Source organism: Variovorax paradoxus B4 (genome assembly GCF_000463015.1).
GTDB classification, from domain to species: Bacteria; Pseudomonadota; Gammaproteobacteria; order Burkholderiales; family Burkholderiaceae_C; genus Variovorax; species Variovorax paradoxus_E.
On sequence record NC_022247.1, the window covers coordinates 1,192,070 to 1,215,716 of the forward strand.

Sequence of the window (23,647 nt, forward strand, 5' to 3'; positions counted from 1 at the left end):
CACGTCATCCCTCCCCATGCAAGAGCCCACCATCCAGTACGTTGCAGCAGCCATCTTCGCCGTGGCGCTCCTTCACACCTTTGCCGTCAAGCAGTTCGAACGGCTGTCGCACCGCTTTCCCCGGCACGCCGGCCTGTTCCACCTGCTGGGCGAGGTGGAAGTCGTCTTCGGCTTCTGGGCCATCGTGCTCGTTCTCGCCATGGCCCTGCTGGTCGGAGGCGACGGCGCGCTCGACTATGCGGAGTCGCGCAACTACACCGAACCCCTGTTCGTCTTCGTCGTGATGGTGGTTGCCGCCTCCCGGCCCGTGCTGCGCACGGTCATGTCGGGGGTGAGCATCATTGCGCGCGTGCTGCCGCTGCCCACGCCCGTCGCGGCGGCGTGGCTCGGGCTGGCGGCCGTTCCACTGCTGGGCTCGCTCGTCACCGAGCCCGCGGCCATGACCATTGCGGCGCTCATGCTCGCGCCCCAGATCTTCAGGCCGAAGGTGCCCGAAGCGGTGAAGTACCTCGCCCTGGGCGTGCTGTTCGTCAACGTGTCGATTGGCGGCACGCTCACTTCCTATGCCGCGCCGCCCGTGCTGATGGTGGCCTCGACCTGGCAGTGGGACAGCGCCTTCATGCTCGCCACCTTCGGCTGGAAGGCCGCCGTGGCCGTGCTCGTCAACGCCACCGTGGCCACCATCGTGCTGCGCAAGCACCTGCCCGCCGCATCGGCCGCGGACACGGCACTGTCCGAAGCGCCCGTGCCGCCCGCCGTGGCCCTGACGCACCTGGTCCTGCTGGCCGGCATCGTGCTGTTCGCGCATCATCCGGTGGCGTTCCTCGGGCTCTTCCTGATGTTCCTCGGGTTCACGCAGGCCTACGAACGCCACCAGAGTCCGCTGATCATCAAGGAAGCGTTGCTCGTCGGATTTTTCCTTGCCGGCCTGGTGGTGCTCGGCGGCATGCAGCGCTGGTGGCTGGAGCCGGTGGTTTCCAGCCTGGAGCCGCTGGCCTTGTTCTTCAGCGCGCTGGGCCTCACCGCCATCACCGACAACGCGGCGCTCACCTACCTCGGGTCGCTGATCTCGAACATCTCGGACGAATCGAAGTACATGCTCGTGGCCGGCGCGGTGGCCGGCGGCGGCCTGACGGTGATTGCCAACGCGCCCAATCCCGCGGGCGTCGCGCTGCTCAAGCGCGGCTTCTCCGATGAGACCATCGGCGCCGGCGGGCTGCTGCTGGGCGCGCTCGGACCCACGCTCGTGGCCGCCGCGGCATTCATGCTTTTGTAGCGATGGAACCGCGCCGGGCGCGGGATCGAAAGGAGACAGGAACATGCGCACGTTCTCCCGCATCGGCCCGGCCGCAGGCGCGGTGCTCGCAGTGGCCCTGGCTATCGGCGGCTGCTCTTCGCACGGGAATGCTGTTTCCAGAAGCGCGAGGGCGGAGCCGCCGCCCACCGATTGCCGCGCCTGGGTGGGCACCGATCGCAACCAGGAACTGCCCGGCTACCGGCTGCCGCAGTCCAACGGCCGCACCGTGTGCGTACCGCTCGGCGTCAACGCCTATCGGCCGCCCGCAGGGTATGCCGGGAGCGACTACCACGTCGACGAATTCACCGATGCGCGCCTGAAGGAGCGCTGGCGCACCTGCAAGGCCGATGCCGCCTGCTTCGCGCGCATCGATGCGCAGATGCAGCGCTGGCTGCCGCCGAACAAGGCGCGCGCGACGCGTTCGACCGGCGTGGTCGATCCCTCCGGCAAGATCGATCCGGAAGGGCTCGTCGACCTGCGGCAGATCCGGCGCCCGGCGTTCTTCGCAAAGGCGCCCTATGTCGAGGCCATTGCGCGCGCCGATGCCAGCACCTTCGTGGTCGAGTTCACCGTGCCGCGCGACACCTTCGAGCGCATCGACCTGAAGATGGACGATCCGGTCAAGCTGCGCGGCTGGTACATCGAAGGCCGCGGCGTCGACGACGGCAAGGGCGGCAGGATGCGCGCGCTGGCGATCATGGCGCCGGGCGGCGGCGGGCAGCTCACCGCGATCCAGCACCCCGACGAAAAGCCCTACCGCATCGACCCGGCCACGGGCCGGGCGGTCGACGTCAAATTTCCGAACGCCACCACCGAGACCATGGGCCAGCGCTGGTGGCGCGAGAACCTCGATGCGCTCAACCAGGCGGGCTTCGACGTGCTGGCCTACGACCGGCGCGGCGAGGGCATCTCGGGTGGGTTCAGCGACACCCACACGCTGGAGCAGGGCGAGGATGTCTTCCGCGTGCTGGCGCAATTCGACACCGGCAACGGCCTGCGGCTTCTCACGCCCGACGGCCGCGTGCTCGAAGGCAACGAGGCGGCCGGCAAGCTGCTGGGCGGCATGAAGTCGACGCGCATTCCGATCCTGCTCGGCGGCTATTCGCGCGGCTCGATGTCGACCGCATGGGCCATGGCCAGGAACTTTTCCGGCGCGTGCAGCTACGACATGCCGGTGCCCGAATGCCAGCCGCCCAAGGGGTTCTCGAACATCAAGGGCGCCATCCTGCTGTCTTCGTTTGCGAGCGGCGCGGGCTACCTGCCCGCATCGCCCGACCTGGCCGACCGCAACCTGTTTCTCGGCGGAATGGCGGCGGACCATCACATCCTCTTCTATCCGAATTCGGCGCCGCTCGCGGGCATGCACAAGTGGCCAGCCGCCTTCTTCGGCAAGGGCCTGTGGGACCGTGCGGAAACGCTGCAGGGCACCGTGGCCGCCTACGACCGCATCCCTGGCGCGCGTGAAATCGTGGTGGCGCGCGCACCTCATTCGATCGAGACCTGGCCCGAAAGTGACAGGCAGTACCTGCGCGAGCGCATGGTGGCCTTCGCGAAGGTCGCGATCGTGGGCGGCACCATCGTGCCGGGCGCAAAGCCCTGGTCCAATCTCAAGGAGTTGGTCGCCACCACGCCCGATTCGTGGGAGCCTTCGTCAAGGCCGAAAAGCGACCCAGGCGGCCAGGCCGGTCAATAGCTCGTCTTGACTTTTCCTCCATGATGCTAGATATTTATCCAACATCATGGAAAACCAGCCACCAAGCCTCAACGACCGCATCGCGCAGCGCGTGCGAGACCTGCGCGCCGACCGCGGCCTTTCTCTCGATGCGCTGGCGGCGCATTGCGGCGTCAGCCGCTCGATGATCTCGCTCATCGAGCGCGGCGAAAGCAGCCCGACGGCGGTGCTGCTCGAAAAACTTGCAACCGGCCTCGGCGTTCCGCTGGCTTCGTTGTTCGAGGCGCCGGTGCCCGCGTCGGGGCCGGTGTCCCGGTTGGCCGACCAGCCGCAATGGCGCGATCCGCATTCGGGCTATGTGCGCCGGAACGTGTCGCCCGGCGGCTCCGCATCGCCGATCCACATCGTCGAGATTCTTTTTCCGCCCAAGGCGCGCGTGGCCTATGAAACCGGCGCGCGGGAACCCCAGGTTCACCAGCAGGTGTGGGTGCTCGAAGGAACCATCGAAGTCACGCTCGGCGACGACCGCCATCGGCTCGGCGCGGGCGACTGCCTTGCGCTGGTGCTCGACCGTCCCACGAGCTACTACAACCCCACCCGGCAGATCGCGCGCTATGCCGTCGTGATCGCGACCTCGCCCTCTTCATGGAGATGACATGACTCAACCTGCGGCAACAACCTCCGCGCCACGCATCCGCCTTCTCTCCAGCGTCGGCGACGCGCATGTCCGGCAGCTGGCCGACGTGCTCGTCGACTGCGTCGAAGGCGGCGCCTCGGTGAGCTTCATGCTGCCGCTCACGCCCGAGCGCGCACAGGCCTTCTGGCACCGCGTGGCCGAAGGCGTGGCAAGCGGCGAGCGCGCGCTGCTGGTGGCGGAAGACGCGCAGGGCATTGTCGGCACCGTGCAGCTGGTGCTCGAGCAACCCGAGAACCAGCCGCACCGCGCCGAGGTGTCGAAGGTGCTCGTGCACCGGCGCGCCCGGCGCCAGGGCATCGGCGCGCTGCTGATGCAGGCCGCCGAGCTGCTCGCGCTCGAACACGGAAAGACCCTGCTCGTGCTCGACACCTCCAGCGCCGAGGCCGAGCGGCTTTACACCCGGCTCGGCTGGACGCGCGTCGGCGTAATTCCGGGCTATGCGTTGCTGCCCGGCGGCGCGCCGTGCGACACCGCTTACTTCTATCGCGCGCTGGCGCCGCAGGCGCAATAGCCCGCGGTGCCTCCCGCGCTGTTGCCGCCCGCGGAGCGCGCCGCGGGTGCGGCTGCCACCCTGCGGCTCGCGGCCGTATGCAGCAGCAGCCCGCCGACCACCATCGCCATGCCGGCCAACTCGTTGGCCGATGGCAGCTTGCCCAGCGCAACGCCCATCAACAGCGCCGACACCGGGACGAAATTCAGGAACGCCGTGCCGGTGACGGCGCCCAGCGTGCGAACGCCGTAGTTGAAGGCCAGCACGGAGATGGCGGACGGCACCAGGCCCACGAACAGCAGCGCGTGCCACGACAGGCGCAGGCCCTCGGCACTGGGTGCATGGCTGGCGCCAAGGGCGGTGGCGATCAGCGCGCCCGCCAGCAGCAGCGGCCAGGAAGCCAGCACCGTGAGGGCCGAATACTCGACCACGTCGAACGCGGGAAAGCGCGCCGCGCCGCGCGTGTACCAGATCCAGCCCAGCGTGCCGGCAAAGGCCACCGCGTCGCCGAAGAGCGTCGAACCGGCGGATGGGGAAGCCGCACCGAAGAAGAGGCCCGATACCATGGCGACGCCCGCGAGCGCGAGCGCCGTCGCCAGCAGCGCCAGTCGCGCGGGCCGCACGCCGTCGAAGGCCCAGCGGACCAGCTGCGTGGTCATGGGCGTGGTGGCCACGATCACCGCGCCGTGCGACGGCACCGAATGCGCGAGCCCGACGAACAGCATCACGCTGAAGACGCCGAAGCCCGCGGCGCCCCGCAGCGCCAGCGGGCCCGCGTGCCGGCGGAGCTTGCGCCAGGGCGCCGCGCCGCGCGGCAGCAGCAGCGCGGCGAACAGCAGGGCCGACATGCTGTAGCGGATCAGCGTGAGCCACACGGGTTCGACGTGCTGCAGAACGCCCTTGCCGACAAGGAACATGGCGCCCCATCCGGAGGTGGCGAGCAGCAGCGCGGCGATGCCGAGCGGGCGTGGATTGGTGGACATGGTGTGCGGGCCTCGTTGCATTGAATCGATGGCGCCAAGCTTCGGCTTTTTCACGCCCTGCGGCCATTCGCTTCTTTGGACCGGGCGCTCCGAAAAAACGAACGGACGCAGGCCGCGCAAGCGCTCACAATTTGTGCCATGGAGCTCTACCAACTGAAGACCTTCGTCGCCATTGCGAAGGAGGGCAGCCTCACCCGCGCCGCCGAGCGCGTGTTCACCAGCGCGCCGGCCGTCAGCGCCCAGCTCAAGGCACTGGAAGATGAGCTGGGCGTGAAGCTGTTCGAGCGCACGCCGCGCGGCATGGTGCCCACGCAGGCCGGCCGCAGCCTGCTCGAGGAAGCCGAGCGCACGCTGGCCTCGGCCATGCGCATGCGCTCGGCCGCCGAGCAGCTCCGTGGCGCGGCGCAAGGCGTGGTGCGCTTCGGCACCGTGGTCGACCCGGTGGCGCTGCGACTGGGCGAGGTGCTGGTCAAGCTTGCGGAGCGCCATCCGCAGGTCACGCTGCAGCTGCGGCAGGGCCTGTCGTTCGAGACGCTGGCGGCGGTGCAGCGCGGCGAGCTCGACTGCGCCTACGCGCTCAGCGACAGCGAGCAGGTCGAAGGCATGGAGCTGCTGCGCCTCGTTCCGGTCGAGCTGGTCGTGACGCTGCCGCGGCCGGTTTCCGAGGCCCACCCCGGCCTCACGCTCGACGAGCTCACCCGCCTGCCGTGGGTGGGAACGCCGCCCTCGTGCATCCTGCGCACGCACCTTGAGAAGCTCTTTGCGGGCGCCGGCCGCGACTACCGGCAAGGGCGCACGGCCGACAGCGAAAGCGCCGTGCGCAGCATGGTCGCAAGCGGCATGGGCGCGGGCCTTCTGCGGCTCGACCAGGCCGAGCAGGGCGAGCGCAACGGCGAGCTCGCGATCTGGAACGGCTGGCGCTCGCGCACCTGGCTCTGCTGGCTCGCAGCCGAAGGCCGGCACGCGAGCGCCGTCGAGGCGGTGCGCGGCGCGGTGCTCGAAACCTGGACCTGAGCGGCGCGCGGGGAGGCCTGCCAAATTTGCAGAGTGCGCGCGCCCTGTCATCATTCGCGCCTGCATGACCCAAGAACCGACTCTTCCCATGGATCTGTTGAACCGCGCCAGGCAGCTCCTGGCCGCCCCGGACGGCACGCTGCCCGGCGCCGCCGCCACGCCCGAGGCCGGCTGCGTGGCCTTCATTGCCATGGGCGACGGCGCGAGCCGAGCGCGCGTGGTCGCCGGGCGTGCAGAAAGCGCCGAGCAGGCCTGGCAAAAGGCCAGCGATGCAGCCATTGCGCTCGCGCAGCGCATCGGCATGCAGCCCCGCCACGTGCGCGTGGAGCTGGTCGACCAGGTCGAGCCCATGAGCTGGGGCGCGCTGAAGGCCCGCCTGGCGCGCACCAAGCGCAACTACTTCAACCGGGGCGTGTCCTTCGACGCGAAGTTCGACGTGGCGCTGCTCGCGCCGGAGATCAACGGCAGCGCCATCTTCTACAACGGCACCGTGGAGCATGCCGAGCCCAATCCGGGCAACCTGCGCCTTCATGCAAAGCGGCGCTTCGGTGCCGAGCTCGATTTTCCGCAGGACGACACGGCGCCGGTGTGGTGCTTCGTCACCCGGGCCGCCTATGCCGATGCCGAAGGTGCGTGGCCGATCACGCCCGAGGGGCAGTCGGCGGGCTATCGAATGCTGCCCGAGTGGAGCGCCGGCCAGGTGCGCCGCCTCGTGGACAGCGCCAGCGACTATCTCGCGGCGCAGGTCAAGCCCACGGGCGAGTTCCACTACGGCTGGTTCCCGTGTTTCGACCGCGCGATTCCCACTTACAACACCCTGCGCCACGCGAGCTCGACCTACGCGCTGCTCGAGGCCTGGGAGCTGACCCGCAGCGACAGCCAGAAGGCGGCCATCGACCGCTCGCTGTCGCTGCTGACGCAGCGGCTGATCCGCCAGGTCGAGCTGCCCGATGGCACGCGCGCGGCCTACCTGCTGGACATCGGCGACGAGATCAAGCTCGGCGGCAACGCGGTGTGCCTGCTGGCGCTCGTCAAGTACACGGAGCTCACGGGCGATCCGCAGTACCTGCCGCTGATGGAGCAGCTCGCGCTCGGCATCCAGGCCATGCAGGACCCGGCCAGCGGGCGCTTCGTGCACGTGCTGAACTACCCGTCGCTCGAGGTGAAGGACGCATTCCGCGTCATCTACTACGACGGCGAAGCCGCCTTCGGCCTGATGCGCCTGTACGGGCTCACGCGCGACGAGCGCTGGCTCGCCGTGGTCGAGAAGGCCTTCGAGCATTTCATTGCCGCGGAGCACTGGCGCGCGCACGATCACTGGCTGAGCTATTGCGTGAACGAGCTCACGCGCTACAGGCCCGAAACGCGCTACTACCAGTTCGGCCTGCGCAACGTGGCCGACTACCTGGACTTCGTGCTGGAGCGCATCACCACCTTTCCGACCCTGCTCGAGCTGATGATGGCCGCGCGCGAGATGGTGGAGCGCCTTGCCGCCGACCCCGCGCTGCGCCTGCTGCTCGAGGGCTTCGACCGCGCCAGGTTCGACCGCGCGCTCGAGCATCGCGCGCGCTACCTGGCCAACGGCTACTTCTGGCCCGAGCTCGCGATGTTCTTCCGCAACCCCGAGCGCATTGCCGGTTCGTTCTTCATCAAGCACCACAGCTTCCGCGTGCGCATCGACGACGTGGAGCACTATCTGTCCGGGCTCATTGCCTACTGGAAGCACCGCCGATGAACAGCAGCATCGCCACCCGCGAATTCGGCCGCATGCCCGACGGGCGCATCGTGACCGAATACACCCTGGACAACGGCCTCGGCCTGCGCCTGGGCGCCATCAACCATGGCGGCATCGTCACCGCATTGCGCGTGCCGGACCGCCACGGGCACAGCGGCAACATCGTGCTCGGCCTGCCGACGCTCGCGGACTACCTCGGCCCCCATCCGCACCTGGGCACCATCGTCGGGCGCTATGCGAACCGCATCGCGGGTGGGCGCTTCACGCTCGATGGCGTTGCACACCAGCTCGACCTGAACAACGGCGCCAACTCGCTGCATGGCGGTCACCAGGGCTTCGGCACGCGCTTCTGGCAGATCGAGCCGGTGCCGGCGGACAGCGCGGCGGGCGAAATCGCCATCGACCTTCGCTACACCAGCGCCGACGGCGAAGAAGGCTTTCCCGGCGAGGTGCAGGTGACGGTGCGCTACACGCTCAGCACCACCGAGAACGCCTGGCGCATCGACTACCGCGCCATGACCGACCGGCCGACGGTGTTGAACCTGAGCCATCACGACTACTTCAACCTCGCGGGCGAAGGCGCGGTGCTGGACCAGCGGCTCACGATTCCCGCGAGCCGTTATTGCCCGGTGGATGCGGGCCTGATTCCCCTCGGCCTCGCGCCGGTGGCCGGAACACCGTTCGACTTTCGCGTGGCCACGCCCATCGGGGAGCGCATCGATGCGCCGCACGAGCAACTGCGCACGGCCGGCGGCTACGACCACAACTGGGTGCTCGACCGCGAGCCGGCCGGCATGGCGCTGGCGGCTCGGCTCGAGCACCCGCCTTCCGGGCGCGTGATGGAAGTGCACACGACCGAGCCGGCGGTGCAGTTCTATTCGGGCAACTTTCTCGATGGCAGCCTGCGCGGCCCCGATGGAGAGAGCTTCCGGCGCGGCGCCGGGCTGTGCCTGGAAACGCAGCACTACCCCGACTCGCCGAACCAGCCGGACTTTCCTTCGACGGCGCTGCGGCCGAACGAAGTGTTCAGCAGCACCACGCTGCACCGCTTCGGCACACTGGCCTAGGCTTTGGCCGCTGCGGCGCCGAACTCGGCCGCGGGCAGGCCGGGGCTTCCAATGCGAACCGAGAACAACCCGCCGGCCAGCGGCTCCGCTTGGAGCTGCCCAGCCGTGAGCCCACTGCGCGCGGTGCTGATGTAGAGCGTGCACAGGTCCTCGCCGCCAAAGGCGCAATCCGTGACGTTGCTCGCGGGCAGTTCGATGCGGCACAGTTCGGCGCCGCTCACCGGGTCGTGGCAGCTCACGCAATGGCCGCCCCAGCGTGCAATCCAGAGCCGGCCGGCCGCGTCGGTCGTCATGCCGTCGGGCAGGCCGTCGCCCCGCGCGAAGCGAAGCCACGCCCGCTTGTTGCCCACCGTGCCGGCTGCGCTGTCGAAGTCGTAGGCATAGACGCAGCCTTCGACCGTGGCGTTGAAGTACATCGTGCGTTCGTCGAGCGACCAGGTCGGCCCGTTGGTCACGGCAAAGCCATCGTCGTGGCGCGTGCAGCGGCCATCGGCGTCGAAGCGGTAGAGCGCGCCGGTCGGCGCCACGCAATCGAAGTCCATGGTGCCGCCCCAGAAGCGGCCCTGCCGGTCGCACTTGCCGTCGTTGAAGCGGTTGCCGGGCCGGTCGGTTTCGGGCTGGTGCAGGTAGCGCGGCGGTGCATCCACCGCGGGGTCGAAGAACGCGAAGCCGCGGCGCATGGTGACGATCAGCCCCGGCGCGTCCGCGCGCTCGGCCAGCGCGGTGATCTCCTCGTCGAACTGCCAGCTCCGGCGCGCACCGTTCGCCGGATCGAGCCGGTACAGGCGGCTTTCGAGGATGTCGATCCAGTAGAGCGCCCGTTCGCGCGGCGACCACAGCGTACCCTCGCCGAGCGTGGCGCCCGCGGGCCACAGGCACTCGGGTTCGCCGAGGATCGATGGCACGCCGAGGGGTGCGGGAGTGGATGTGCTGCTGCCGGTCTGGGTCATTGTCTTGCGCCTTCGTTGTCTCGGTCCTTGACGCGGCGGATCGTATCAAGGCATATTGATAATAGAAACCTAACTTTATGGCATCAAGTGATATTGATTTTGCAATGTCACAGCCAGCTCCCTGGAGACACGCATCTTGAAGGATTCCCCGCAGCTTTCGATTCATCCCAGCCTGAAGGGACGCACGGTGTTCGTCACCGGCGGCGGCAGCGGCATTGGCGCGGCCATTGTGGCCGCGTTCGCCGCGCAGGGCGCGCGCGTGGCCTTCGTCGACATTGCCGAGGGCGCGAGCGCCGCGCTCGCGCAGCGCATCGCGCAAGAAGGCCATGCGGCGCCGTGGTGGCGCGCCTGCGACGTGCGCGACATCGGCGCGCTGCAGCAGGCCGTGGCCGATGCGGCCGCCGAGCTCGGCGACTTCGCGGTGCTGGTCAACAACGTGGCGAGCGACGACCGCCACACGCTCGAATCGGTCACGCCCGATTACTACGACAACCGCATGGCCATCAACGAGCGGCCCGCGCTGTTCGCGATCCAGTCGGTGGTGCCGGGCATGCGGCGGCTGGGCTTCGGCTCGGTCGTCAACCTGGGCTCCACGGGCTGGCAGACCAAGGGCTCGGGCTACCCCTGCTATGCGATTGCCAAGTCGTCGGTCAACGGCCTCACGCGCGGCCTCGCGGTGGAACTGGGCCGCGACCGCATCCGCATCAACACCGTGTCGCCGGGGTGGGTGATGACCGAGCGGCAGGTGCAGCTCTGGCTCGACGACGAAGGCGAAGAGGAGCTCAAGCGCAACCAGTGCCTGCCCGACAAGCTGATGCCCGAAGACATCGCGCGCATGGTGCTGTTCCTGGCGTCGGACGACGCGAAGATGTGCACCGCGCAGGAATTCACAGTCGACGCGGGCTGGACCTGATCAGTCCATTTCGAGCTTGCGGCCGTAGACGCTGAGGCTCGCGGTCTTCAGCGCCTTCATCATCACCTTCGCGGCCGGCGACAGCAGCCGGTCGGTGCGCGTGATGATGCCGAAGGCGTCCATGTGGCAGGGCATGTCCAGCGGCAGCAGCGACACGATGCCGTGCGCGGCGTAGTAGCGCGCCACGTCGGATGCGAGCACGGCCACCATGTCGCTCTGCTGCAGCATGCGCGTGATGAAGAGCAGGGCCGAGCTTTCGATGATGTTGTTCGGCGGCACCAGCCCTTCCTCCTGGAACATCAGCTCGAAGCGGTGGCGCAGCACGCTGCCCGCGGGCGGCACGATCCAGCCGGCGCCCACCACGTCGCGCAGCGTGAGGCCGCTCACGCCCATGAGCGGATGTCCGGGACGCACCAGCGCGCACACCGGCTCCTCCGCCAAGGCTTCGTAGCGCAGCTGCGACTTGTCGTGCTCGGCGAAGAGCCGCGCCACCAGGATGTCGAGCTTGCCCTGCTCGAGCCGCTCGATCAGCACCGCACTGGTCTCGATCTCGAGCGACACGCGCAGGTCGGGCTGCTCGCGCTTCACCATCGCCACCGCGGGCGGCATCAGCGTGAGACCGGGCGCGGTGATGGCGCCCACGCCCACCTGGCCGAAGCGGCCGGCCTTGAGCGCGGTGAGTTCGTCGTGCGCCTGGTTCAGGCTGGCCAGTGCCACGCGGGCATGGCGGATCATGGTTTCGCCGTACCAGGTGGGCCGCATGCCGCGCGGCAGCCGGTCGAACAGCGGCACCTCCAGCACGTCTTCCAGGTCCTTCAGCAGCTTGGAGGCCGCTGGCTGGGTCATGTTGAGCACCTGGGCCGCGCGGTGGATGTTGCCTTCCTCCGCCAGCGCCACCAGCAAAAGCAGCTGCCGCGTCTTGAGGCGGGCGCGGATGAACCAGTGGTTGTAGTTGGTCATGTCTCGTGGGTCGTTGGTTAGAGCTTTGGGCTGAGAGGGTTTTCCAGAATCCAGCGATTGATATGCATTTTGTCTAAAAAATGATTGGATCGATATCAATTCTGTTCATAGACTCGCCGCACTTCCAAAACGAGAGACAAGGTCGGCGCGCAGGTGATCCACGGCGAAATCCATCAGAACGTGCGGCAATACATCAACGGCCGCTGGGAAACCAGCGCGACCACGGGTGTGAGCGCCAATCCTTCGGACACGAGCGAAGTGGTGGCCGAATACGCACGCGCCGATCGCCGCCAGGTGGAATCCGCGATCCGCGCGGCCGCCGATGCCTCTTCCCACTGGAGCCACAGCACGCCGCAGCGCCGGGCCGACGTGCTCGACCGCATCGGCACCGAACTGCTGGCGCGCAAGGACGAGCTGGGCCTGCTGCTGGCGCGCGAGGTCGGCAAGACCCTGCCCGAGGCGGTGGCCGAGGCGGCGCGCGCGGGGCAGGTGTTCAAGTTCTTCGCGGGCGAGGCACTGCGCGGCGGCGGCGAGAACATGGCCTCGGTGCGCGCGGGCGTGCAGGTCGACGTCACGCGCGAGCCGGTGGGCGTGGCCGGGCTCATCACGCCGTGGAATTCGCCGCTGGCGGTGCCGGCGACCAAGATCGCGCCGGCGCTCGCGCATGGCAACTGCGTGGTGTTCAAGCCGGCCGAACTGGTGCCGGCCTGCGGCTGGACGCTGGCCGAGATCATCAGCCGCGCCGCGCTGCCCGCGGGCGTGTTCAACCTGGTGATGGGCAGCGGCCGCGAAGCCGGCCAGGCGCTGGTCGACAGCCCGCTGGTCGATGCCGTGAGCTTCACCGGCTCCGCGCGCAACGGCGAACGCATTCTCCAGGCCGCGGCCGCGCGGCGCGCCAAGGTGCAGCTCGAGATGGGCGGCAAGAACGCGCTTGTCGTGCTGGCCGATGCCGACATCGACCATGCGGTCGACTGCGCGGTGCAGGGCGCCTACTTCTCGAACGGCCAGCGCTGCACGGCATCGAGCCGGCTCATCGTCGAGGCCGCGGTGCACGACGCATTCGTCGCGCGGCTTCGCGAGCGCCTCAAGGCACTGAAGATCGGCCACGCGCTCGAGCGCGGGGTCGACATCGGGCCGCTGGTCGACGAAGAGCGGCTGGCGCGCAGCCTGGCCTGGGTCGGCATTGCGCGCGAAGAGGGCGCCGAGCATGTGTGGGGCGGCGAGCCGCTCCAGCGCACCACGGCCGGCCACTACATGAGCCCCGCGCTCTTCCTGGCGAGGCCCGAGCACCGCATCGCGCGCGAGGAAATCTTCGGCCCGCTGGCCTGCGTGCTGCGCGCCGCCGACTACGACGAGGCGCTGGCGCTGTGCAACGACACGCCCTCGGGCCTGAGCGCGGGCATCTGCACCAACTCGCTCAAGCACGCGATGCATTTCAGGCGTCATGCCGAAGTCGGCATGACGATGGTCAACCTGCCGACGGCGGGCGTGGACTTCCACGCGCCCTTCGGCGGGCGCAAGGGGTCGGGCTACGGGCCGCGCGAACAAGGGCGCCACGCCGCGGAGTTCTACACGACGGTCAAGACCGGCTACATGCTGGCCTGACCACCACGGACGGTTTTCATCAGCAAGCAAACATAGCACTCAGAAAGAAGGAGACATTCCAATGAAACTCAATCGCCGCACCCTCAACATCGCGCTCGCCGCCGCCTCGCTCGGCGGGCTCCTGCCCGCCACCGCGCTGGCGCAGAAGAAGATCGTGCTCGGCTTCAGTCAGGTGGGCGCCGAGAGCGAATGGCGCACTGCCAACACCGAGTCGATCAAGGCCTCGGCCAAGGAAGCCGGCTTCGAGCTCAAGTTCTCCGACGCGCAGCAGAAGCAGGAAAACCAGATCAAGGCCATCCGCTCGTTCATTGCGCAGAAGGTCGACGTGATCGCCTTCTCGCCGGTGGTCGAATCGGGGTGGGAGACCGTGCTGCGCGAAGCCAAGGCCGCGAAGATCCCGGTGGTGCTGACCGACCGCTCGGTGAACACCAAGGACGACACGCTCTTCGTGACCTTCATGGGCTCCGACTTCGTCGAGGAAGGCCGCAAGGCGGGCCGCTGGCTGGTCGAGAAGATGAAGGACCAGAAGGGCGACGTGAACATCGTCGAGCTGCAGGGCACCGTGGGCTCGGCCCCGGCCATCGACCGCAAGAAGGGCTTCGAGGAAATCATCAAGGCCGACCCCAAGTTCAAGATCCTGCGCTCGCAGACCGGCGACTTCACGCGCGCCAAGGGCAAGGAAGTGATGGAAGCCTTCCTGAAGGCCGAGGGCAAGAAGATCAACGTGCTCTACGCGCACAACGACGACATGGCCATCGGCGCCATCCAGGCCATCGAGGAAGCGGGCCTGAAGCCGGCCAAGGACATCACGATCATCTCGATCGATGCCGTCAAGGGCGCCTTCGAAGCCATGATCGCCGGCAAGCTCAACGTGTCGGTCGAATGCAGCCCGCTGCTCGGGCCCCAGCTGATGAGCGCGGTGAAGGACATCAAGGCCGGCAAGCCGCTGCCCAAGCGCATCGTGACCGAGGAGACGATCTTCCCCATGGAAGTCGCCGCCAAGGAATTCCCCAATCGCAAGTACTGAGAGCCCACACCCATGAAACGCAACTTCCTCAAGGCCTCGCTCGCAGGCATCGCACTGGCCATCGCCGGCATTGCGCCGCTCGCGCATGCGCAGGACAAGGGCCCGATCGCCATCTCGATGCCGACCAAGTCGTCGGCCCGCTGGATCGCCGACGGCGCCAACATGGTCAAGTACTTCAAGGAGAAGGGCTACAAGACCGACCTGCAGTACGCCGATGACGACATTCCGAACCAGCTCGCGCAGATCGAGAACATGGTCACCAAGGGCTCCAAGGTGCTGGTCATCGCGGCCATCGACGGCTCCACGCTGTCCGACGTGCTGCAGAAGGCGGCCGACAAGGGCGTGAAGGTCATCGCCTACGACCGGCTCATCAAGGGCTCGAAGAACGTCGACTACTACGCCACCTTCGACAACTTCCAGGTCGGCGTGCTGCAGGCGCAGTCGATCGAGGCGGCGCTCGGCCTGAAGAGCGGCAAGGGCCCGTTCAACATCGAGCTGTTCGGCGGCTCGCCCGACGACAACAACGCCTTCTTCTTCTACAACGGGGCGATGTCGGTGCTGGACCCGTACATCAAGAGCGGCAAGCTGGTGGTGCGCAGCAAGCAGATGGGCATGGACAAGGTCGGCACGCTGCGCTGGGACGGCGCGGTGGCGCAGGCGCGCATGGACAACCTGCTGTCGGCCTACTACAGCAAGGACCGCGTCGATGCGGTGCTGTCGCCGTACGACGGGCTTTCGATCGGCATTCTCTCGTCGCTCAAGGGCGTGGGCTACGGCTCGGCGTCGCAGCCGATGCCCATCGTCTCGGGCCAGGACGCGGAGATTCCCTCGGTCAAGTCGATCCTGCGCAAGGAACAGACCTCGACCGTGTTCAAGGACACGCGCGAACTGGCCAAGGTCACGGTGGCCATGGTCGACGCCATGCTGTCGGGCAAGACGCCCGAGGTGAACGACACCAAGACCTACAACAACGGCATCAAGGTGGTGCCCTCGTACCTGCTCAAGCCCGTGAGCGTGGACGGCGGCAACTGGAAGCAGGTGCTGGTCGACAGCGGCTACTACAAGGAAAGCCAGGTCAAGTGAGCGTAGCAATGGCAGCAGCGGATACGCGCAGCATCCTCGAGATGCGCGGCATCACCAAGACATTTCCCGGCGTGAAGGCGCTCAGCGATGTCAACCTGGCGGTGCGCGCGGGCGAGATCCACGCGGTGGTCGGCGAGAACGGCGCGGGCAAGTCGACGCTCATGAAGGTGCTGAGCGGCGTCTACCCGTGCGACTCGTACACCGGGGAGATCCACTTCGAGGGCGAGCTGCGCCGCTTCAGGAGCATTGCCGACAGCGAGAAGCTCGGCATCATCATCATCCACCAGGAGCTCGCGCTGGTGCCGCTGCTGTCCATTGCCGAGAACATCTTTCTCGGCAACGAAATTTCGCACGGCGGCGTGATCGACTGGTTCGCGGCCTATGCGAAGACGCGCGAGCTGCTCGCCAAGGTGGGCCTGAAAGAGCCGCCGACCACGCTGGTGACCGACCTGGGCGTGGGCAAGCAGCAGCTGGTGGAGATTGCCAAGGCCTTGGCCAAGGAGGTCAAGCTGCTGATCCTCGACGAGCCCACGGCCAGCCTCAACGAGAACGACAGCGACGCGTTGCTGATGCTGCTGCTCGAGCTGAAGCGCCAGGGCATCGCGTCGATCCTGATCTCGCACAAGCTCAACGAGATTGCCAAGGTGGCCGACTCCATCACCGTGCTGCGCGACGGCGCCACGGTGGAGACCATGGACTGCCGCGGCCAGCCGATCAGCGAGGACCGCATCATCCGCGGCATGGTCGGGCGCGACATGGCGCACCGCTATCCGCAGCGCGATCCGAAGATCGGCGAGACCGTGTTCGAGGTGCGCGACTGGCGCGTGCACCACGCGCTGCATGCCGACCGCGAGCAGATCAAGGGCGTGGACCTGCATGTGCGCAAGGGCGAGATCGTCGGCATTGCGGGCCTCATGGGCGCGGGCCGCACCGAGCTCGCGATGAGCGTGTTCGGCAAGTCCTACGGGCAGCGCATCAGCGGCTCGGTGCTGATGCACGGCCAGCCGGTGGACGTGGGCACGGTGCGCAAGGCCATCGACCATGGCATTGCCTACGTCACCGAAGACCGCAAGGGGCTGGGACTGGTGCTGGAGGAAAACATCCAGAAGAACGTGAGCCTGGCCAACCTGGAGGCGGTCTCCAGTTCGATGGTGATCGACGACGCGCGCGAATTCAAGGTGGCGAGCGACTACCGCCGTGCACTCAACATCCGCTCTTCGGGCGTGGAACAGCTGGTGGTGAACCTGTCGGGCGGCAACCAGCAGAAGGTGGTGCTCAGCAAATGGCTCTTCACCAAACCCGAACTCTTGATTCTCGACGAACCCACGCGCGGCATCGACGTGGGCGCCAAGTACGAGATCTACACCATCATCGACCAGCTCGCGAGCGAGGGCAAAGGCATTCTCATGATTTCTTCCGAACTGCCGGAACTGCTCGGCATGTGCGACCGCATCTACGTGATGAACGAGGGCCGCTTCGTGGCCGAATTTCCGGCCGCCCAGGCTTCGCAGGAGCGCATCATGCATGCCATCGTGAGCGCAGGGAGTTCCGTCCATGTCGCAGCCTGACGCCAACGCGGTGAACGCCGCGGTCCCCATGGCAGAAGCTGCCCCGAAGCTGCACGCCGGCTTCCTGAAGAACAACCTGCGCGAATACGGCATGCTGATCTCGCTGGTCGCGATCATGGTGCTGTTCCAGGTGCTGACCGACGGCACGCTGCTGCGGCCGCTGAACCTCACCAACCTGCTGCTGCAGAACAGCTACGTCGTCATCATGGCGCTGGGCATGCTGCTGGTGATCGTGGCGGGGCACATCGATCTTTCGGTGGGCTCGGTCTGCGGCTTCATCGGCGCGCTGGCGGCGGTGCTGATGGTGGAGTACGAATGGCACTTCGTGCCGACGGCCATCATCAGCATTGCGGCGGGCGCGGTCATCGGCGCGGCGCAGGGCTGGTTCGTCGCGTTTCGCAAGATCCCGTCGTTCATCGTCACGCTTGCGGGCATGCTGGTGTTCAAGGGGCTCACGCTGGCGCTGCTGGCGGGGCAGTCGGTGGGGCCGTTCCCGGTCGAGTTCCAGCGGCTGAGCTCGGGTTTCATTCCCGATCCGCTGGGCGGCCTCGATGCCGGCGGGTTGCGCATCACCTCGCTGGTGGTGGGCGCGCTGGCCGCGGCGGCGCTGGTGTTCTTCAAGCTGCGCGGGCGCGCCAAGCTCGCGGCGCACGGCATGGAGACGGAGCCCTATGTGTTCTTCCTGGTGAAGAACCTGTTCTTCGCGGCCATCATCCTTTTCTTCAGCTACCTGCTCTCGACCTACAAGGGCCTGCCCAATGTGCTGATCGTCATGGCGGTGCTGATCGTGGTGTACGACTTCGTCACCAACCGCACCACCATCGGCCGGCGCATCTATGCGCTGGGCGGCAACGAGAAGGCGGCGCGGCTGTCGGGCGTGAAGACGCAGCGGCTCGCGTTCCTGACCTTCGTCAACATGGGCGCGCTGGCCGCGCTCGCCGGCCTGGTGTTCGCGGCGCGGCTCAACACGGCCACGCCCAAGGCGGGGCTGGGCTTCGAGCTCGACGTGATCGCGGCCTGCTTCATCGGCGGCGCTTCGGCTTCGGGCGGCGTGGGACGGGTGATGGGCGCGGTGATCGGCGCCTTCATCATGGGCGTGATGAACAACGGCATGTCGATCCTGGGCATCGGCATCGACTACCAGCAGGTCATCAAGGGCCTGGTGCTGCTGGCGGCGGTGTTCATCGACGTCTACAACAAGAACAAGTAGGCGCATGAGCCAGAGCAGCATCAGCCCCGTGCTCGAACTGCGGGGCATCCACAAGCAGTTCGGCGGCATCCCGGTGCTGCGCGACGTGCAGCTGAAGCTGTACCCCGGCGAGATCCATGCGCTGATGGGACAGAACGGCGCGGGCAAGTCGACGCTCATCAAGGTGCTCACGGGGGTTCTTCCGTCGAGCGGCGGCGAAATGCACCTCGACGGACGACCCATCCATCCCGCCTCGCCGCTCGAGGCGCAGAAGCTCGGCATCAGCACGGTCTACCAGGAGGTCAACCTGTGCCCGAACCTCTCGGTGGCCGAGAACGTGTTTGCAGGCCGCTATCCGCGCTGCGGCGCGGTGCAGGGTTTTCGCATCGACTGGGCGGCGGTGAACCGGCGCGCCGAAGAACTGCTGGCGCGCATCGGCCTGGACATCGACGTGAGCCGGCTGCTGTCGAGCTATTCGGTCGCGGTGCAGCAGATGGTGGCCATCGCGCGCTCGCTGGGCGTGTCGTCGAAGGTGCTGATCCTCGACGAGCCGACCTCGAGCCTGGACGACGACGAGGTCGAGAAGCTGTTCGAGGTGCTGCGGCGCCTGCGCAGCGAAGGGCTCGCGATCGTCTTCGTGACGCACTTCTTCAACCAGATGTATGCGGTGTCGGACCGCATCACGGTGCTGCGCAACGGCAACTGGGTGGGCGAGTGGCGCGCCGCGGACTTCGGCCCGCAGGCGTTGATTGCCGCGATGCTGGGGCGCGAGCTGGCCGCCCAGTCGGCCCGGCCCGCGGCGCTGCCGGCCTTCGATGAAGCTGCGCCCGCCTTGCTGCAGGCCGAGGGCCTCGGCCAGGCAGGGCAACTGCAGGCCACCGACCTGCGCGTGCGCGCCGGCGAGGTGGTCGGCATCGCGGGCCTGCTGGGCGCCGGCCGCACCGAGCTCGCTCGCCTGCTGTTCGGGCTCGAAGCGCCCGACCGCGGGGTGCTGAGGGTCGATGGCCATTCCGTCAGCTTTTCGAACCCCGCCGACGCCATCCGCGAAGGGCTCGCGCTGTGCCCCGAAGAGCGCAAGACCGACGGCATCGTGGCCGAGCTGTCGGTGCGCGAGAACATCGCGCTCGCGCTGCAGGCGCGCCTCGGCGTGCGGCGCTTCCTGTCGCGCGCCGAGCAGACGGCGATCGCCGAGCGTTTCGTCGCATCGCTGGGCATCAAGACCGCGAGCGTCGAAACCCCCATCGGCCTGCTCTCGGGCGGCAACCAGCAAAAAGCCATGATCGCGCGCTGGCTCGCGACCGAGCCGCGCCTGTTGATCCTCGACGAGCCCACGCGCGGCATCGACGTGGCAGCCAAGCAGGAAATCATGGAAGAGATCCTGCGGCTCGCGAAGGCGGGCATGGCGGTGATCTTCATCTCGTCGGAGATGAGCGAGGTGGTGCGCGTCGCGCATCGCATCGTGGTGCTGCGCGACCGCAAGAAGGTGGGCGAGCTGCCGGGCGGCGCGACCGAAGACGAGGTCTACGAAATGATTGCAGCCACATGACCCGCCTTTCATCACTCATGAGGCACCGCCTCGCCTGGCCCATCGTCACGCTGCTTCTTCTGCTCGCGGTCAACACCGCGTTCAACGCCAGCTTCCTGCACCTCGAATGGCGCGACGGCCATCTCTACGGCAGCCTGATCGACATCGTGAACCGCGCGGCGCCGCTGGTGCTGGTGTCGCTGGGGATGACGCTGGTGATTGCCACGCGCGGCATCGACATTTCGGTGGGCGCGGTGGTGGCCATTGCGGCGGCCGTCGCGGCCTGGATGATCGGCGGCTCGGTGGCGAGCGACGTGAGCCGGTTCCCGATGCCGCTTGCGATCCTCGCGGCCCTCGGCGTTGCGCTGCTGTGCGGCCTCTGGAACGGAATGCTGGTGGCCAAGGTCGGCATGCAGCCGATCATCGCCACGCTGATCCTCATGGTGGCGGGCCGCGGCGTTGCGCAGCTCATCGCCGACGGGCAGATCATCACCATCTACTACAAGCCCTTTTTCTTCCTCGGCAGCGGCTACCTGCTGGGCCTGCCGTTCTCGCTGTTCATCGTGGCCGCGGTGTTCGTGCTGCTCTACCTGGCGATCACGCGCACGGCGCTGGGGCTTTTCATCCAGGCGGTGGGTATCAACCCGACGGCCGCGCGCGTGGCGGGCGTGCAGGCGCGCAGGCTCATCGTGGGCGCCTATGCGTTCTGCGGCCTGTGCGCGGGCGTGGCGGGCCTCCTGATCAGCTCCAACGTCAAGAGCGCGGACGGCAACAACGCAGGCCAGCTGCTGGAGCTCGACGCGATCCTGGCCGTGACGCTGGGTGGCACCGCGCTCACGGGCGGGCGCTTCAGCCTCATGGGCAGCGTGATCGGTGCGCTCATCATCCAGACGCTGACCTATGCCATCTACTCGCTGGGCGTGCCGCCGGAGATCAACCTCGTCGTGAAGGCCGTGGTGGTGTTCGCGGTGATGCTGCTGCAGTCGCCGGAGTTCAGGGCGGAAGTACGGACGCTGGTGCAGCGGCCGGTGCATGAGGGGGCCAGGCCATGAGCGCGGTGATCGAGTCGGCTGTACCCTCACCCCAGCCCTCTCCCGCACGCGGGAGAGGGGGCAAGGCAGGGTTCAATCCCAAGTACCTGCCGTTGGCCGCGACCATCTCGCTGTTCGTGCTCGTGGCCACGCTGGGCTCGGTGTTCTACGACGGCTTCTTCTCCGCGCAGGTGTTCCTCAACCTGCTGATCGACAACGCGTTCCTGATCGTCGTGGCCGTGGGCATGACCTTCGTGATCCTCTCGGGCGGCATCGATCTCTCGGTGGGTTCGGTGATCGCACTCACCACGATGGTGTCGGCCTCGCTGGTCGAGAAGCACGGCTGGAGCCCGGCGGTGGTGATCCCGCTGGTGCTGGCCATGGGCACCGCATTCGGCGCGTTCATGGGCCTGCTCATCGAGCGCTTCAGGCTGCAGCCCTTCATCGTCACGTTGGCGGGCATGTTCCTGGCGCGGGGGCTCTGCTACCTGATCAGCATCGACTCCATCAGCATCACCAACGCGTTCTATGCCGAGGTCTCGCAGATCCGCATTCCGGTCTGGGGCGAGGCTTCGCTGTCGATCAGCGCGGTGATCGCCATCGCCGTGCTGCTGGCGGCGGTGTTCATCGCGCACTGCACGCCCTTTGGCCGCGCGGTGTACGCCATCGGCGGCAGCGAGCAGTCGGCCATGCTCATGGGCCTGCCGGTGCGCTCCACGCTCATCGGCGTCTACACGCTGTCGGGCTTCTGCTCGGCGCTGGCGGGGGTGATCTTCACCTTCTACATGCTCTCGGGCTACGGCCTGCATGCGCTGGGGCTGGAGCTCGATGCGATTGCGGCGGTGGTGATCGGCGGCACGCTGCTCACGGGCGGCGTGGGCTACGTGGCGGGCACGCTGTTCGGCGTGCTGATGCTCGGGATCATCCAGACGCTGATCTCCTTCGACGGCACGCTGAGCTCCTGGTGGACGCGCATCGTCGTCGGTGCGCTGCTGTTCGTGTTCTGCCTGCTGCAGCGCTTCTTCACCTCGCGTGCGCCACGGCGCTGACGCTTTCTCTTCTTTCTCTCGCTTTCAGGAAATTTCCGCATGCCGGACCAAAACCCCAAGAAGAAGCTGCGCTCGACCGAATGGTTCGGCTCGGCCGACAAGAACGGCTTCATGTACCGCAGCTGGATGAAGAACCAGGGCATACCGGACCACGAGTTCGACGGCCGCCCGATCATCGGCATCTGCAACACCTGGTCGGAGCTCACACCCTGCAACGCGCACTTCCGCAAGATTGCCGAACATGTGAAGCGCGGCATCTCGGAGGCGGGCGGCTTTCCGGTCGAGTTTCCGGTGTTCTCCAATGGCGAATCGAACCTGCGGCCGACAGCCATGCTCACGCGCAACCTTGCGAGCATGGACGTGGAGGAAGCCATCCGCGGCAACCCGGTCGATGCGGTGGTGCTGCTCACGGGCTGCGACAAGACCACGCCCGCATTGCTGATGGGGGCGGCGAGCTGCGACATACCGGCCATCGTGGTCACGGGCGGGCCGATGCTCAACGGCAAGCTCGACGGCAAGGACATCGGCTCGGGCACGGCCGTGTGGCAGCTGCACGAGTCGCTCAAGGCCGGCGAGATCAACCTGCACCAGTTCCTTTCGGCCGAAGGCGGCATGTCGCGTTCGGCCGGCACCTGCAACACGATGGGCACGGCCTCGACCATGGCCTGCATGGCCGAGGCGCTGGGCACCTCGCTGCCGCACAACGCGGCCATTCCGGCGGTCGATGCGCGGCGCTATGTGCTCGCGCAGATGTCGGGCATGCGCGCGGTCGAGATGGCGATGGAGGGGCTCACGCTGTCGAAGATTCTCACGCGCGAGGCTTTCGAAAACGCCATTCGCGTCAACGCAGCCATCGGCGGGTCGACCAATGCGGTGATCCACCTGAAGGCCATCGCGGGGCGCATCGGCGTCGACCTCGAGCTCGAGGACTGGACGCGCATCGGTGGCAACACGCCGACCATCGTCGACCTCCTGCCCTCGGGTCGCTTCCTCATGGAAGAGTTCTACTACGCGGGCGGCCTGCCCGCGGTGCTGCGGCGCCTTGGCGAGAGCGGCCTGCTGCCGCACCCGGGCGCGCTCACCGTCAACGGCCGGTCGATCTGGGACAACGTGCGCGAGGCGCCGAGCCTCAACGACGAGGTGATTCGCCCGCTCGACAAGCCGCTGATTGCCGACGGCGGCATTCGCATCCTGCGCGGCAACCTGTCGCCGCGCGGCGCGGTGCTCAAGCCCTCGGCCGCATCGCCCGAGCTGCTGAAGCACCGCGGCCGCGCGGTGGTGTTCGAGAACCTCGAGCACTACAAGGAGCGCATCGTCGACGAGAGCCTCGAGGTCGATGCGAACTCGGTGCTGGTGATGAAGAACTGCGGCCCCAAGGGCTACCCCGGCATGGCCGAGGTCGGCAACATGGGGCTGCCGCCCAAGCTGCTGCGCCAAGGCATCAAGGACATGGTGCGCATCTCGGATGCGCGCATGAGCGGCACGGCCTACGGCACGGTGGTGCTGCACGTCGCGCCCGAGGCGGCCGACGGCGGACCGCTCGCGGCGGTGCGCGACGGCGACTGGATCGAGCTCGACTGCGATGCGGGCCGCTTGCACCTCGACATCAGCGACGAAGAACTCGCCTCGCGCCTGGCTTCGCTGACCAGCACCGATGCGCAGCCCATGAGCACGCGCGGCGGCGGCTACCAGAAGCTCTACGTCAACCACGTGCTGCAGGCCGATGAAGGCTGCGACTTCGATTTTCTGGTGGGCTGCAGAGGTTCCGCCGTTCCCCGCCACTCACACTGAT

The 23,647-nt window shown here is 67.6% G+C and carries 20 protein-coding genes; 17 read left to right on the forward strand and 3 right to left on the reverse strand.

The genetic code is table 11. From position 1 onward, the window contains the following. Nucleotides 1-16: 16 nt before the first annotated feature. From VAPA_RS05355 to VAPA_RS05370, 4 genes are read left to right on the forward strand one after another with little or no spacing between them, the layout of a single operon-like run. Nucleotides 17-1,276 carry a putative Na+/H+ antiporter gene (locus VAPA_RS05355; protein WP_021005747.1) on the forward strand — a complete coding sequence of 420 codons (1,260 nt, stop codon included), beginning with the start codon at nt 17-19 and terminating at the stop codon, nt 1,274-1,276. Nucleotides 1,277-1,319: 43 nt separating this feature from the next. Next, nucleotides 1,320-2,990 (forward strand): alpha/beta fold hydrolase, encoded by a 1,671-nt coding sequence (locus tag VAPA_RS05360; RefSeq protein ID WP_021005748.1) that lies wholly within the window; start codon nt 1,320-1,322, stop codon nt 2,988-2,990. Nucleotides 2,991-3,036: 46 nt separating this feature from the next. Further along, the gene (locus tag VAPA_RS05365; protein ID WP_021005749.1) at nt 3,037-3,624 is read left to right on the forward strand and encodes a helix-turn-helix domain-containing protein; all 588 of its coding nucleotides are present in this window, start codon (nt 3,037-3,039) and stop codon (nt 3,622-3,624) included. Nucleotide 3,625: 1 nt separating this feature from the next. Continuing rightward, the gene (locus VAPA_RS05370) at nt 3,626-4,177 is read left to right on the forward strand and encodes a GNAT family N-acetyltransferase (RefSeq protein ID WP_021005750.1); all 552 of its coding nucleotides are present in this window, start codon (nt 3,626-3,628) and stop codon (nt 4,175-4,177) included. Here VAPA_RS05370 and VAPA_RS05375 read toward each other — a convergent pair. Beyond that, complete coding sequence (locus tag VAPA_RS05375) at nt 4,147-5,139, reverse strand: DMT family transporter (RefSeq protein WP_021005751.1); 993 nt, start codon at nt 5,137-5,139, stop codon at nt 4,147-4,149. The two genes, VAPA_RS05370 and VAPA_RS05375, sit on opposite strands and share 31 nt — an antisense overlap. A 138-nt stretch (nt 5,140-5,277) precedes the next feature. Between VAPA_RS05375 and VAPA_RS05380 the strand changes: the two genes are divergently transcribed. From VAPA_RS05380 to VAPA_RS05390, 3 genes are all read left to right on the forward strand, one after another. After that, nucleotides 5,278-6,153 carry a LysR family transcriptional regulator gene (locus VAPA_RS05380; RefSeq protein ID WP_021005752.1) on the forward strand — a complete coding sequence of 292 codons (876 nt, stop codon included), beginning with the start codon at nt 5,278-5,280 and terminating at the stop codon, nt 6,151-6,153. 88 nt (nt 6,154-6,241) lie between these two features. After that, on the forward strand, nt 6,242-7,888 hold the full coding sequence (locus VAPA_RS05385; protein WP_021005753.1) for a hypothetical protein: 1,647 nt from the start codon (nt 6,242-6,244) through the stop codon (nt 7,886-7,888). After that, on the forward strand, nt 7,885-8,955 hold the full coding sequence (locus VAPA_RS05390; RefSeq protein WP_021005754.1) for an aldose epimerase family protein: 1,071 nt from the start codon (nt 7,885-7,887) through the stop codon (nt 8,953-8,955). The genes VAPA_RS05385 and VAPA_RS05390 overlap by 4 nt, the downstream gene beginning before the upstream one ends. Here VAPA_RS05390 and VAPA_RS05395 read toward each other — a convergent pair. Next, entirely contained in the window at nt 8,952-9,905 is a 954-nt protein-coding gene (locus tag VAPA_RS05395; RefSeq protein WP_021005755.1) for an SMP-30/gluconolactonase/LRE family protein, read from the reverse strand. The two genes, VAPA_RS05390 and VAPA_RS05395, sit on opposite strands and share 4 nt — an antisense overlap. 136 nt (nt 9,906-10,041) lie before the next feature. On the opposite strand from VAPA_RS05395, the gene VAPA_RS05400 reads away from it, so the two are divergent. Further along, on the forward strand, nt 10,042-10,818 hold the full coding sequence (locus VAPA_RS05400) for an SDR family NAD(P)-dependent oxidoreductase (protein WP_021005756.1): 777 nt from the start codon (nt 10,042-10,044) through the stop codon (nt 10,816-10,818). Here VAPA_RS05400 and VAPA_RS05405 read toward each other — a convergent pair whose 3' ends face one another. Continuing rightward, complete coding sequence (locus tag VAPA_RS05405; RefSeq protein WP_021005757.1) at nt 10,819-11,778, reverse strand: LysR family transcriptional regulator; 960 nt, start codon at nt 11,776-11,778, stop codon at nt 10,819-10,821. A 153-nt stretch (nt 11,779-11,931) separates the two neighbouring features. Between VAPA_RS05405 and VAPA_RS05410 the strand changes: the two genes are divergently transcribed. The 9 genes from VAPA_RS05410 to VAPA_RS05450 all read left to right on the forward strand — a co-directional run bounded on the left by VAPA_RS05410 (nt 11,932) and on the right by VAPA_RS05450 (nt 23,646). Next, entirely contained in the window at nt 11,932-13,383 is a 1,452-nt protein-coding gene (locus VAPA_RS05410) for an aldehyde dehydrogenase family protein (protein WP_021005758.1), read from the forward strand. Between the two features lie 61 nt (nt 13,384-13,444). Further along, nucleotides 13,445-14,410, forward strand: a complete 966-nt coding sequence (locus tag VAPA_RS05415) for an ABC transporter substrate-binding protein (protein ID WP_021005759.1) — start codon at nt 13,445-13,447, stop codon at nt 14,408-14,410. A gap of 12 nt (nt 14,411-14,422) precedes the next feature. Further along, nucleotides 14,423-15,493, forward strand: coding sequence for a multiple monosaccharide ABC transporter substrate-binding protein (chvE, locus tag VAPA_RS05420; RefSeq protein WP_021005760.1), 1,071 nt, complete (start codon nt 14,423-14,425; stop codon nt 15,491-15,493). Nucleotides 15,494-15,501: 8 nt separating this feature from the next. After that, the gene (gene mmsA / locus VAPA_RS05425; protein ID WP_021005761.1) at nt 15,502-17,061 is read left to right on the forward strand and encodes a multiple monosaccharide ABC transporter ATP-binding protein; all 1,560 of its coding nucleotides are present in this window, start codon (nt 15,502-15,504) and stop codon (nt 17,059-17,061) included. Next, the gene (mmsB, locus tag VAPA_RS05430) at nt 17,048-18,271 is read left to right on the forward strand and encodes a multiple monosaccharide ABC transporter permease (protein ID WP_021005762.1); all 1,224 of its coding nucleotides are present in this window, start codon (nt 17,048-17,050) and stop codon (nt 18,269-18,271) included. Before mmsA ends, mmsB begins: the two co-directional genes overlap by 14 nt. A 4-nt stretch (nt 18,272-18,275) precedes the next feature. Next, on the forward strand, nt 18,276-19,796 hold the full coding sequence (locus tag VAPA_RS05435; RefSeq protein ID WP_021005763.1) for a sugar ABC transporter ATP-binding protein: 1,521 nt from the start codon (nt 18,276-18,278) through the stop codon (nt 19,794-19,796). Beyond that, nucleotides 19,793-20,827, forward strand: a complete 1,035-nt coding sequence (locus VAPA_RS05440) for an ABC transporter permease (protein WP_021005764.1) — start codon at nt 19,793-19,795, stop codon at nt 20,825-20,827. The genes VAPA_RS05435 and VAPA_RS05440 overlap by 4 nt, the downstream gene beginning before the upstream one ends. Beyond that, on the forward strand, nt 20,824-21,855 hold the full coding sequence (yjfF, locus tag VAPA_RS05445; RefSeq protein ID WP_021005765.1) for a galactofuranose ABC transporter, permease protein YjfF: 1,032 nt from the start codon (nt 20,824-20,826) through the stop codon (nt 21,853-21,855). Before VAPA_RS05440 ends, yjfF begins: the two co-directional genes overlap by 4 nt. A gap of 39 nt (nt 21,856-21,894) precedes the next feature. Continuing rightward, nucleotides 21,895-23,646, forward strand: coding sequence for an IlvD/Edd family dehydratase (locus tag VAPA_RS05450; RefSeq protein ID WP_021005766.1), 1,752 nt, complete (start codon nt 21,895-21,897; stop codon nt 23,644-23,646). Nucleotide 23,647 lies beyond the last annotated feature (1 nt).